This window comes from Vibrio sp. V01_P9A10T6 (assembly GCF_963877065.1).
GTDB lineage: Bacteria > Pseudomonadota > Gammaproteobacteria > Enterobacterales > Vibrionaceae > Vibrio > Vibrio anguillarum.
Genome location: NZ_CAWNTB010000222.1, coordinates 37,936 through 49,803 on the forward strand (window position 1 = coordinate 37,936; position 11,868 = coordinate 49,803).

Below are 11,868 nucleotides of genomic sequence, written 5' to 3' on the forward strand. Positions count from 1 at the left end.
CACCTATAAAAAAATGCCGATACTGAAATATCGGCATTTTTTATCTTTAACGTTTGAAGAGAGTGTCACTCTCTTCAAAATCACCAAGTTTTAATGTTCGCGTGTGGCACGGAACTCCACTTCAGGAAAACGCTCTTTGGCCAGATTCAAATTGACCATAGTCGGCGCGATGTAAGTCAGGTTATCCCCACCATCCAGTGCGATGTTACTTTGGTTTTTGCGCTTAAACTCTTCGAATTTTTTATCATCTGCGCACTCAATCCAACGTGCTGTTGCAACGTTAACACCTTCGTAAATCGCCTCGACGTTGTATTCAGATTTTAAACGAGACACCACCACATCAAACTGCAGCACACCCACTGCACCCACAATCAAATCGTTATTTTGTAGTGGGCGGAAGACTTGAACCGCTCCCTCTTCCGACAACTGCACTAAACCTTTAAGCAGTTGCTTCTGCTTCAGTGGATCGCGCAAGCGAATACGACGGAACAGCTCAGGAGCAAAGTTAGGAATACCTGAGAATTTCAACGATTCACCTTGAGTAAAGGTATCACCAATCTGAATCGTTCCATGGTTATGCAAACCGATAATATCGCCAGCATAAGCATTTTCAGCACGAGAGCGATCGCCCGCCATAAAGGTAACCGCATCAGAAATACTCACTTGCTTACCAATACGCACATGGTTCATTTTCATGCCTTGGGTATAAGTACCCGACACAATACGCATAAACGCAATACGATCGCGGTGTTTAGGATCCATGTTCGCTTGGATTTTAAACACAAAGCCTGAGAATTTCTCTTCCGTGGCTTCAACAATACGCTCATTAGCTTGACGTGGCATCGGCGCCGGAGCCCACTCAGTTAAACCATGCAGCATATGGTCCACACCAAAGTTACCTAATGCCGTTCCGAAGAAAACAGGGGTCAACTCACCTTTTAAAAACAGCTCTTGATCAAATTCATGAGAAGCACCCAATACCAATTCAAGCTCATCACGCAGCTGAGCGGCAAGGTCATCACCCACGGCCTTATCCAGATCAGGGTTGTTGAGGCCCTTAACAATTCGCTCTTCTTGAATAGTGTGGCCTTGGCCGGTCGCGTACAGAATTGTCTCATCACGGTGAATGTGGTACACGCCTTTAAACTCTTTACCACAACCCACTGGCCATGAAATCGGGGCGCAGGCAATCTTCAGCTCATTCTCCACTTCATCAAGCAATTCCATTGGGTCGCGGATCTCACGGTCCAATTTGTTCATGAAGGTTACAATCGGTGTATCACGTAAGCGAGTCACTTCCATCAGCTTACGAGTACGATCTTCAACACCTTTTGCTGCATCAATCACCATTAAGCACGAGTCAACCGCCGTCAATGTGCGGTAAGTATCTTCCGAGAAGTCTTCGTGCCCTGGAGTATCGAGCAAGTTAACCAAACAATGATTGTAAGGAAATTGCATCACAGAGGTCGTGACCGAAATACCACGCTCTTTTTCCATTTCCATCCAATCTGATTTAGCATGCTGGTTAGAGCCGCGCCCTTTTACCGTTCCCGCTTTTTGAATGGCATTCCCGAATAGCAGAACTTTTTCAGTAATGGTGGTTTTACCCGCATCCGGGTGCGAAATAATAGCGAAGGTTCTACGTTTAGAAACTTCACTCAAAAAAGGAGTATTTGACATGAAACAGGTCTTCTCAATATGCTGATATAAGGGAGAGCCGAAGCGCTTACGCTGATCAGCAGTTCGATTCAAATTTGCGCGGTATTCTCCCCTATATTTGATCTGGGAGCAACTTTCGTCGCTATACAAATCAACAAGAGAATGACGACCTTTCTATTTGTAATTAAATTATCAATAAATATGAGCTATAACTAAAAAGGGCGAAGAGAATAAGCGAGTATTATGCTGATAACCAAACAAAGAAATTCTCTGGCATTTAAACAAGCCAAAACAGTGTTCCTAGTATCGGTGATACTTGGGATAGGCTTTAGTTTATACCATACTCTTCTCGATCTACACCAAGAGCAAACACGCATTGAAGATCACTACCGTTTTAAACTGCTGCAAAATTATTCAAATGCCAGCCAGGCTGCTTATCACCTCAACAACTTATTAGCCAATCAAGTCGTCTCTAGTCTAATGGTTGACAATGCCATTTATCATGTTGAAATTATTGATGATTTCGGCGATACACTGGCAAAAAAAAGCAGAGAGATTCCAGCGCAGACTGCTTTTATTCGGCTCTTATCGAATTATCTGACACCTGAAATACCCATCTTTAAAACTGACTTGCATCAACCCAATTCGAGTGTGGTGGTAGGTAGCTTAAGTTTTTCCGTCAACGGCTCTTCCATTGCCAAAGAATTTATTGCAAAAACCACACGAGTATTGCTGTTTGATCTCTTTCGAAATGTGTTGCTGACTTCGATCCTTTTAGTCTTTTTTTACTACAAGCTGTCAAAACCCATCACCACGTTAATTTCGTGGGTTCGCTCATTGCAAAACAATCAACGCCCAACACAGCCGCCATTACAACAGCAAAAAAATGAGCTCAGTGAGTTAGCCGGTACTTTCTATACTTTATGGAAAGAGCGAGAGCTCGCGGATGCTAAACTTAACCAATTAGCCTACTACGACACGTTAACTGGCCTTGCTAATCGCAGCTTGCTGCTACAACTGCTCACTGATGCGATTGATAACAGTATTCGCACCCACACTTCTGGTGTGTTGTTTTACCTTGATCTCGACCGTTTCAAAACGATCAATGATTCACTTGGACACACAACGGGGGATCATTTAATCAAAGCTATCGCCATGCGTATGGATGGCTGGCTTAAACACGATTACACCGCCGCACGCATCGGTGGCGATGAGTTTGCGGTGTTGATTCCTCATCTCTCTCGCCAACAAGCAGAGAAGGTAGCTCAGCAGCTTCTGGCTCTGATTTCCAACCCTTACTCGATTGATGACCACCAGCTTTATTGCACTGTGAGTATTGGTATCTCGATTTTTCCGTCAGTGGGCAAAACCAATATCGATGTCCTTAGACAAGCCGATACAGCGCTTTACCGCGCAAAAGCGAATGGACGCAATAAATACATGTTTTATGAGCCAGAAATGCAGGCTCAAGTCGAATCGTTTCTGGAAATTGAAAAAGGCCTCCATGAAGCCCTCAATACCCAACAGTTAGAACTCTATTACCAACCTCAAGTCGATGATCGGCACAATATTGTCGGTGTGGAAGCCTTGATCCGCTGGAACCACCCAACCAAAGGTGTATTGCCACCGGGTGTGTTTATGACCATCGCAGAAGAAACGGGGCAAATTATTCCGATTGGAAACTGGATATTAGAGCAAGCGTGCTATCAATACGCCGCTTGGAAGCGCCAAGGAGTATTACCGCCCCATTTTCGCCGTTTAGCCATCAACATCAGTCCGTTGCAGTTTTCTCAAGATTCTTTTGTTGAACACATTAACCATGCAATGCAACAAGCAGGTATTACTGGTGAACATCTTGAATTGGAGATTACTGAAGGGCTATTACTGGAAAATGTAGAAAGTGCGATTCAAAAAATGGTGCAACTTAAAAAAAGTAAGCTGAGCATCTCGATTGATGATTTTGGCACTGGTTATTCATCACTGCGTTACCTCAAACTTTTATCGGTGGATGTGCTCAAAATCGATCGTTCTTTTGTCACTCAATTGCATCTAGATGAGAGTGACCAAGCAATTGTGGATACGATTATTATGATTGCGAAACGTTTAAATTTGGAGGTAATAGCCGAAGGTGTGGAAGAGTGCCAAGAACTCGAAACTCTCAAACAATTGGGTTGTGATCAGTTCCAAGGTTACTTATTTGATAAGCCGTTAACCGCTAAGGAAGTCGTCAAGCGTTTTGCAAGCCCATGCTATCAACTCAATGAACATCAAAAAGATAAGGCGCACCAGAAATAGTTCCGAGACGCCTGACCATGAAAAAACCTGAGTTTGCAAACGATCTGCTGATGGAAAATAAGCTACAAAAAATAGTAGCTCATGATGATCGCATCTTCTGATCCTTTCGGAGTGGGATAGTAGTTCACTCGACGATCGAGCTCATTAAAACCCAGCGATTCGTACAAGCTATAAGCGCGGATGTTACTTTCGCGAACTTCAAGCCACGCACTTTCAGCTTGCGCTTTTTCACAGTAAGTTAAGAAAAACTCCATCAACAATTTTCCGTAACCCTTACCTTGCTGCTGCGGATCCACAGCGATATTCAACAAGGTCACCTCTCCAACAATATTCTGTGCATAGAAATAACCGACAACTTTGCCATCAACCAACATAGCATGGTGGCATGCACCACGACTCGCCAAGTCGCGCACGAGTGATTCAGCCCAAGGGTAACTGTGGGCTTGCTGCTCAATGGACCAAATAGCATCAAGATAAGGAAGTGATAAAGGCACAACATCAATATTCATAGTTTTATGACTCATAAGAACAAATTTGCTGCCACAACGCCCGGCGCAGCTCGGTATTGCCATCTATCTCAACTAGCGGCGGTGACGTTAACACTTTCTTAGCCAACGGGCTTTCTCTCTTTTCACAGCCTGAAAACCACAACCATTCAATGCTGGAGCCTGTTAGTTGGCTAAGAGAGTGAGGCTCAAGATGACACGCCTGACTGATTTCGAGCCCCATACTCTTCAATACTCTTGAAAACAGCAATAGAGCACCTTGTTGCGGGTATTGGGGGGAAACGAGTAATAATCGGCACGTGCTCGGCAGCGTCACCGGATCAGGTTGATAGCCAGCCAGCCGCTGTGGATGGATAAGCTCCCAACGCTGGATGCCCATTTCTTGTAAATATTGATTTTCGTGATGTGACATCTGTTTATGACCTCATTGAACATCGCAATCCTAACAAATCAGCGCCAAGACAGAAACCGTTAATCATCCAATGACTCAAGAGCTATGCCCAAACAACTTGAAGTTGCAGATAGGCGACAAGTGAATTCATCCCCATGAGCCTAGATAAACGAGGTGATTGGGGTGAGCGAATGTAGCCAACACAACGGTAGCTTCAAATGAGAAGAGCATAAAAGTAAACAGGGAGCTCTGGGCTCCCTGTTTTGAATAGAAATACGGTGATTAAAGATCATTGAACTCTGGGCAATACTCAATTAAACCCGCTCGCCCGCTCAATTCGCCGTCGACTAATGCAACGATCTGAAACGCGCCAGCTGGAACATCCCAACGACAACGAAAATCAGATTTCGCCGCCTCTTTAAAGCCAAAGCGTTGATAATAATCCGGGTCACCCAAAACCACACAAGCTGGATAATCGAACTCAGCCAAACAGATTAACCCCTCTTTTACCAACGAGGCGGCGACACCTTGATTTCGCCACTCTTTTTTCACGGCCAACGGTGCAAGCCCTTGCCAATTTAAGTCTTCACCATTGAGTAAGATCGGGCTAAACATCACATGACCAACGACTTCGCCGTCATCATCACAGGCCACTAAAGAGAGCGTCAAATGGCTGTTTTCCCTTAATGTCATAACCAAATTAGCTTCAGCATCTGTCTCAAAGGCTGATTTTAATAAGCGGTCAATCGCTAAGATATCCGCTGGCGCTTCAGTTCGAATAAGCATTCATTACCTCATTTTGTGTCACTGGCGATTGTACGCCCTTATGCACAAAATCTGCTAGCTGATTAATTAACATCTGGAACGGTTTTGGTAAAAGCTCTAGGTCAACACTGTCCATCAGATTCTTCACCTCTAACCCCAGTTCGGTATCCCCTTCAATGGAGAGTCGACGTTGAAAGAACAGCGTATCAGGATCTTCTTTTCGACCAGCAATCAACACCATATCATTTAGGTTACCGCTAAAGCTGACATCTTCCACTTCCGTCTTATCAGACACAACAAGTTGTTCCGCTTGATAGCTGATATACCAATTCAAATTCAAATCGCGAATTGAAACCTTTAACCATTTCCCATCAAGAAATTCAAAGTCACCTTCTTGCAAAGCCTCATGAAATATAGTTTTCAACCCTTCTAGCAAGGCTTTTTTTTGTACAACTTGCGGTAAGAAGTGGACTGGGGATCGCAAAATTGAAGCGGCGTTTTGAACTAGTTGAGTACGAATCTTGTGAATCACGAGCGTTATCCGTTACTTTGTAATGCAATAGTACCTAATCATAATGGATGTGGGGGTGCAAATTCCTGTGATGCATCAAAAAACGTACATTGTTTGAGAACCTTTTCTAGCTTAGTAATCAAAGTTATAGTTAATGTGTTACTTACGTTGTAACATCCTCATGAATATAAGTGCTCTGGAGAGTGGTAGTAGCTTGATGCCTTCGCAACATTTACAACATTGGTTTGCAAAAATCACGTCGAACAGTCCGTTCTTTTTTGCCATCTTGAACGACCAACATAACTATGTGATGGTCAATGAACGTTATTGTGATATTGCAGGGCTGAGCACAACCGAATTGGTTGGAATGAATGACTCACAAATTCTGGGTGAGCATTTCTACCGCCATCTCAAACCCTATTATGAACGGGCATTTCAAGGAGAAACGCTTGAGACCGAACTGACTCTTCACGAGATCGATTTAGAAACGAGTTTGCATTTCTCTTTATCACCTATCATGGGGGATAAAAAAGTCGAAAATATTGTGTTTCACGCCATCGACACCTCCGAAAAACAGATCCTCATTCGCTCATTAGAAGAGTCGGAAAATAAGTTTTCAACCTTGACTAGCTTGCTTCCCGATGGATTGTTGCTGGTCGATGACGACTGCATTATCTCTGCTAACCCCGCATCGGCTCGTTTACTCGGTTTTGAAAATACCTCAGAGCTTCTTGGTGAAGAGTTATCGCGCTTGTTTGTCGATGAAAAAAGTAAAACCGTATTCAGCTCTCCACTTAGTTTATTACTCGCAGGGGCACCATTGGTCTGCCTCACTGGGCCAAAGTGTGGCTTTGAACGTAAAGTTCAACTGCACGCTGGAGCCACCGTCGTGCTGGGCAACAGCTCACAACTGATTTTGATTCAAGATGCAGAAGATGCACCTAAGCAGTTGTCTTCGACTATGCATGCCGATATCCACATTGACTCGCTGACTAACTTGTATAACCGTTTTGGTTTCACTAAACGTTTAGAACAGTTCATTCAAAATGAAACACCCCTTGTGATGCTCTATTTAGACATTGATAACTTCAAAAACATCAATGACTCTTTAGGCCATCATATTGGCGATAAAGTCATTAAAGAGGTCTCAGCACGGCTGAAACGTTTACTACCGCAACAAGCGATTGTGGGCCACCTTGGCGGCGATGAATTTGGACTAATACTGCCTGATCCTGAAAATAGTCGCGCCGCTGAAATGTTGGCTGAACGCATCATTTCTTTGATTAACCAACCGTTTGATCTGCACCATTTCAGTAAACGCTTAGCCTGCTCAATAGGTAGTGTCGCCTACCCTGGTGACGGTAGCGATGCACGCGTATTGTTGCAAAACGCCGATACGGCGATGTATGAAGCCAAAGATCGTGGTAGAAACCGTCTGATTAAGTTCAACGATCAAATGAACAAAGAAGCGCGCATGCGCTTATGGCTTGAAATTGAACTGCAAAAAGCGCTGCAACAAAATGGCCTTGAAGTGTGGTATCAACCGAAAGTAAATGCTCGCGACTTCAGCATCAATGGTGCGGAAGCTTTGGTGCGCTGGAAACACCCTGTGGAAGGGTATATCAACCCGGGCGCTTTTATCCCTGTCGCGGAAAAAGCTGGGCTGATTGAACATTTAGGCCGAGTGGTGATGCGTGATGTCTTCTCGACCGTAAAACGCTGGAAGCTGCAAGGCATTTTACCAGGTCGCGTGGCGATCAATTTATCGCCAGAACAGTTTTGTAACCCGAAGTTGATTGATTATATGGAAAAACTGCTTCGCACCACGGAGCTTGATCCAAACTGCATCACATTTGAACTGACCGAAAGTGCCGTCATGAGCGACAGCGAACACACCTTGCAAATGTTGAACGCGATCAAAAAACTGGGCTTTTCTCTGTCCATTGACGACTTTGGTACGGGGTATTCCTCGCTCTCTTACCTCGCTCGCTTCCCGATTGATGAACTTAAAATTGACCGCGCTTTTATAACGGATATCGATACGCTTCCTAAACAAATCACCGTCATTGAAAACATCATCAATTTAGGAAAATCACTCAACTTAACGGTCGTTGCCGAAGGTGTGGAAACTCAACAACAAGCCACACTGCTCTCTAATCTCAACTGTAACTCAATTCAAGGCTTCCATTTTTATCGGCCACAACCGAGGCAGGAAGTAGAAGAGTTATTCGTTCAAAATCGTCGTCATCGTTCTAATCCCAAATAAGTAAATCTCGTTTATTCGCCCCAAACCTGCCTTACATCAAATTTGCTATTCATAATGCTTCATAAAATACCACTACTTTCCCTTAGATATCGTACGGATCAATGGAACTTTTATGTCCTGCAGGTAACCTGCCTGCTCTAAAAACAGCGATCGATTGTGGTGCAGATGCGGTTTATATCGGCTTCAAAGATGATACTAATGCTCGCCACTTTGCTGGCCTTAATTTCGCAGGTAAGAAGTTAGATAAAGCGGTGCAATATGTTCATGATCACCATAAAAAAATTCATGTCGCGTTAAATACCTTCGCCCACCCTAATGGCTTCGAGCGTTGGACTCACGCCGTCGATAATGCCGCCAGTTTAGGCGTAGATGCGTTGATCATCGCCGATATCGCGGTATTGGATTATGCCGCTAACCGATATCCAGATCTGGAACTGCATCTTTCTGTACAAGCCTCCGCCACCAATGTCGCCGCTATCGAGTTTTATAAGCAGAATTTCAATATTAAGCGGGTGGTGTTACCGCGAGTGCTATCAATCCATCAAGTCAAACAGCTCTCACGTAATATGATGAGTGACGTCGAGCTTGAAGTATTTGCCTTTGGCAGCTTATGTATTATGTCTGAAGGGCGCTGTTATCTCTCTTCCTATATGACGGGAGAATCACCCAATACTGTCGGAGCCTGTTCACCCGCGAAGTATGTCCGCTGGCAAGAAACGGACTCAGGTTTGGAATCTCGCTTAAACGAAATTTTGATTGATAAATACGCAGCCGGAGAAAATGCAGGCTACCCAACCTTGTGCAAAGGTCGTTTTGAAGCGCAGATCGATGGGCAACCTAAACGCTACCACGCACTGGAAGAACCAACCAGTTTAAATACGTTATCACTATTACCAGAACTGTTTGCAGCCAACGTTGCTTCCGTCAAAATTGAAGGTCGCCAACGTAGCCCTGCATATGTGGAGCAAGTGACTAAAACCTGGCGAGCGGCGATTGATCGCTACCAAGCAAATCCACAAGCCTACCAAGTAGAAACGGCTTGGAATACCGCCTTAGCCAACGTTTCTGAAGGCACGCAAACGACACTCGGCGCGTACCATCGCCAATGGCAATAAGAGAATGGAGAAGAGAATGAAATATGCGCTGGGTCCTTTACTCTATTTCTGGCCCAAACAAGAGGTAGAAAGTTTTTATCAACAGGCAATCAATAGCCCTGCTGATGTGATCTATTTGGGTGAATCGGTCTGCTCCAAGCGACGTGAGATAAAACCACAACACTGGTTTGAGATCGCCAAAGCGCTTTCACAAGCGGGTAAACAGGTTGTGATCTCAACCATGGCGCTACTGGAAGCGCCGAGCGAAATCAATGTGATGAAAAAGTATATTGAGAATGGCGATTTTACGATTGAAGCCAATGACGTTTCGGCGATTCAACTCGCCAGTGAAAAACGCCTTCCTTTTGTGGTTGGGCCCGCTGTGAATGCTTACAACGCGCGCACACTGCAACTGTTCCTAAAGCAAGGGATGATCCGTTGGTGCATGCCTGTTGAACTCTCCCGTGATTGGCTAATCAATGTATTGCAACAATGTGATGAGCTTGGTATCAAAAACCAGTTTGAAGTAGAAGTTTTTAGCCACGGATACCTACCACTGGCTTACTCCGCACGCTGCTTTACCGCACGGGCTGAAAACCGCGCGAAGGATGAATGTGAGACTTGCTGTATCAAGTATCCAACCGGAATTCAGGTTCACAGCCAAGAAGGCCAAGCGGTATTTAACCTCAACGGTATCCAAACCCAGTCGGGCTATTGCTATAACCTTGCTAATGATTTACCAAGCATGGCGGGATTGGTCGATGTCGTTCGTTTAAGCCCACTAGGCCTTGAGACATTCGAACATCTGTCGCAGTTCAAGGCCAATGAAAAAGGAGAGCATCCCTCCCCTTTAACCAATCACCAATGTAACGGCTATTGGCACCAATTACCGGGCCTAGCGATTCAACAAAGCTGAGCGTAGCCTCCCCCTAGAGAAAAGGGGGAGGCTCTTGTTAAGCGAACAGGGTTTGCTTCGCGTTATCACAAGGTAGTGCACACAAATCTCGCCACAACATCAAACCCACCACCAAACTTAACGCAATATTGGAAATGGGGAAGGCAATCCACACACCAGTCACACCATATAACTTAGGTAACAAATACAAGAACGGTAGTTGGATCGCCATATTACCAATGGTGACAAACATCGCCTTACTGCCGCGATTGGTCGCTTGATAAAAGGCGGCGGCGACAACTAAAAATCCATCCAAAAACAGCGCGAACATATGCAGTTTTAAGCCCAGTACAGCGCTTGCCATCAATTGCGGGTCAGTTGAATTGAAGACCGCAACAACCTGAGTGGAAAACAAGTTCAGCAGCACCACAAAACCCAGCCCGCCAAGCACGGCAATGCTCATTGCAATTTTGAGCAGTTTTCTAATATGAAGATAGTTTTTGGCACCATAATTGAAGCTAACTAACGGCTGCATACCATTCGCGATGCCCTCTGCCGTTAAGTAATAAACCGTGACGATATAGCCTAATATCGCGTATGCCCCAACGAGTACCGCGCTGCCATAGTGAGCAAATAGGCTGTTGTGCACCGCCACCATCATCGAACCGTAGGCATACATAAAAAAGCTTGAAGTACCAATCGCAACAATCTTAGGTAACAACGACCATTGCACCCTCATCACCGAGAGTGACAGCTGCAACTTGGCTTGCGTCGAAAAGAAATAGCCTATACCTAATACAGTCACACTTAATTGTGCGAGTGCCGTTGCGATGGCGGCACCGGTAAGTTCCCAATGTAAGACAGCAATAAACAGATAATCGAAGAGAATATTGATTACCGCGCCACTCACCATCAGCAATGTGGCTAAATTAGGGCTGTCGTCGTTTCGTAACAAGAAAGGCATCGCAATAGAGCCAAGCGTAAAGACACAAGCGATCACTAATACTTGCAAATATTGCAAGCCAAGTTCGTAGACTCGTCCTTCAACGCCTTGCCACGCAATGAAATCGTCCGCAAGAAACCATAGAATTGTCGCCACCACGGGAGCTAGCATCACAAGCAACAATAGGCCAGTAGCAAGCACTTGCTTAGCTGCCGCCATGTTCCCTTCACCTTGCTTGATCGAAGCCAGAGCACCAGTTCCAACGCCCACCAACATGCCAAGCCCTAAAATAAAGCCAATAATAGGCCACGCAACGTTAATGCCCGCCAATCCCTCAGCACCAACATAATGACCAATAAAAATACCATCCACCACTTGATACAAACCATTGACTAACATAGCTGCCACGGTCGGAATGGTATAGCGCCAAAATTGGCGGTAAATTGAATTTTTCATAACAGACACCATAGTTAGCAAAGCTAACTATATAAGTAAATTAAAGTAATACTTTGGATAACAACATATTAAAACACAGTGCTTCTT

The 11,868-nt window shown here is 44.7% G+C and carries 10 protein-coding genes; 4 read left to right on the top strand and 6 right to left on the bottom strand.

Going from position 1 to position 11,868, the window contains the following annotated elements:
- Nucleotides 1-90: 90 nt before the first annotated feature.
- Nucleotides 91-1,680 (bottom strand): peptide chain release factor 3, encoded by a 1,590-nt coding sequence (gene prfC / locus AACQ21_RS17330; RefSeq protein ID WP_026028084.1) that lies wholly within the window; start codon nucleotides 1,678-1,680, stop codon nucleotides 91-93.
- A gap of 222 nt (nucleotides 1,681-1,902) precedes the next feature.
- On the opposite strand from prfC, the gene AACQ21_RS17335 reads away from it, so the two are divergent.
- Complete coding sequence (locus AACQ21_RS17335) at nucleotides 1,903-3,954, top strand: putative bifunctional diguanylate cyclase/phosphodiesterase (protein WP_105976603.1); 2,052 nt, start codon at nucleotides 1,903-1,905, stop codon at nucleotides 3,952-3,954.
- Between the two features lie 62 nt (nucleotides 3,955-4,016).
- Here AACQ21_RS17335 and rimI read toward each other — a convergent pair whose 3' ends face one another.
- From rimI to ubiT, 4 genes are all read right to left on the bottom strand, one after another.
- Nucleotides 4,017-4,463: a ribosomal protein S18-alanine N-acetyltransferase gene (rimI, locus tag AACQ21_RS17340; RefSeq protein WP_013857606.1), complete on the bottom strand. Its 447-nt coding sequence runs from the start codon at nucleotides 4,461-4,463 to the stop codon at nucleotides 4,017-4,019.
- A gap of 4 nt (nucleotides 4,464-4,467) precedes the next feature.
- Complete coding sequence (locus tag AACQ21_RS17345) at nucleotides 4,468-4,872, bottom strand: DNA polymerase III subunit psi (RefSeq protein ID WP_105976604.1); 405 nt, start codon at nucleotides 4,870-4,872, stop codon at nucleotides 4,468-4,470.
- 261 nt (nucleotides 4,873-5,133) lie between these two features.
- Nucleotides 5,134-5,637: a GNAT family N-acetyltransferase gene (locus tag AACQ21_RS17350; RefSeq protein ID WP_105976605.1), complete on the bottom strand. Its 504-nt coding sequence runs from the start codon at nucleotides 5,635-5,637 to the stop codon at nucleotides 5,134-5,136.
- A complete protein-coding gene (gene ubiT, locus AACQ21_RS17355) occupies nucleotides 5,621-6,148 on the bottom strand; it encodes a ubiquinone anaerobic biosynthesis accessory factor UbiT (protein ID WP_010318913.1) in 528 nt (175 codons plus the stop codon). The genes AACQ21_RS17350 and ubiT overlap by 17 nt, the downstream gene beginning before the upstream one ends.
- Nucleotides 6,149-6,344: 196 nt before the next feature.
- On the opposite strand from ubiT, the gene AACQ21_RS17360 reads away from it, so the two are divergent.
- From AACQ21_RS17360 to AACQ21_RS17370, 3 genes are all read left to right on the top strand, one after another.
- Nucleotides 6,345-8,393 carry a bifunctional diguanylate cyclase/phosphodiesterase gene (locus tag AACQ21_RS17360; protein WP_094150464.1) on the top strand — a complete coding sequence of 683 codons (2,049 nt, stop codon included), beginning with the start codon at nucleotides 6,345-6,347 and terminating at the stop codon, nucleotides 8,391-8,393.
- 101 nt (nucleotides 8,394-8,494) lie between these two features.
- Nucleotides 8,495-9,508: a ubiquinone anaerobic biosynthesis protein UbiU gene (ubiU, locus tag AACQ21_RS17365; protein ID WP_010318915.1), complete on the top strand. Its 1,014-nt coding sequence runs from the start codon at nucleotides 8,495-8,497 to the stop codon at nucleotides 9,506-9,508.
- A gap of 16 nt (nucleotides 9,509-9,524) precedes the next feature.
- Nucleotides 9,525-10,403, top strand: coding sequence for a U32 family peptidase (locus AACQ21_RS17370; RefSeq protein WP_105976606.1), 879 nt, complete (start codon nucleotides 9,525-9,527; stop codon nucleotides 10,401-10,403).
- Between the two features lie 37 nt (nucleotides 10,404-10,440).
- On the opposite strand, the gene AACQ21_RS17375 is transcribed toward AACQ21_RS17370, so the two are convergent.
- The gene (locus tag AACQ21_RS17375) at nucleotides 10,441-11,781 is read right to left on the bottom strand and encodes an MATE family efflux transporter (RefSeq protein ID WP_146127523.1); all 1,341 of its coding nucleotides are present in this window, start codon (nucleotides 11,779-11,781) and stop codon (nucleotides 10,441-10,443) included.
- Nucleotides 11,782-11,868 lie beyond the last annotated feature (87 nt).

What these genes read in the sequence shown, in the direction of transcription:
- prfC (WP_026028084.1), bottom strand. Translation starts at nt 1,680, where the DNA reads ATGTCAAATACTCCTTTTTTGAGTGAAGTTTCTAAACGTAGAACCTTC.
- AACQ21_RS17335 (WP_105976603.1), top strand. Translation starts at nt 1,903, where the DNA reads ATGCTGATAACCAAACAAAGAAATTCTCTGGCATTTAAACAAGCCAAA.
- rimI (WP_013857606.1), bottom strand. Translation starts at nt 4,463, where the DNA reads ATGAATATTGATGTTGTGCCTTTATCACTTCCTTATCTTGATGCTATT.
- AACQ21_RS17345 (WP_105976604.1), bottom strand. Translation starts at nt 4,872, where the DNA reads ATGTCACATCACGAAAATCAATATTTACAAGAAATGGGCATCCAGCGT.
- AACQ21_RS17350 (WP_105976605.1), bottom strand. Translation starts at nt 5,637, where the DNA reads ATGCTTATTCGAACTGAAGCGCCAGCGGATATCTTAGCGATTGACCGC.
- AACQ21_RS17360 (WP_094150464.1), top strand. Translation starts at nt 6,345, where the DNA reads ATGCCTTCGCAACATTTACAACATTGGTTTGCAAAAATCACGTCGAAC.
- ubiU (WP_010318915.1), top strand. Translation starts at nt 8,495, where the DNA reads ATGGAACTTTTATGTCCTGCAGGTAACCTGCCTGCTCTAAAAACAGCG.
- AACQ21_RS17370 (WP_105976606.1), top strand. Translation starts at nt 9,525, where the DNA reads ATGAAATATGCGCTGGGTCCTTTACTCTATTTCTGGCCCAAACAAGAG.
- AACQ21_RS17375 (WP_146127523.1), bottom strand. Translation starts at nt 11,781, where the DNA reads ATGAAAAATTCAATTTACCGCCAATTTTGGCGCTATACCATTCCGACC.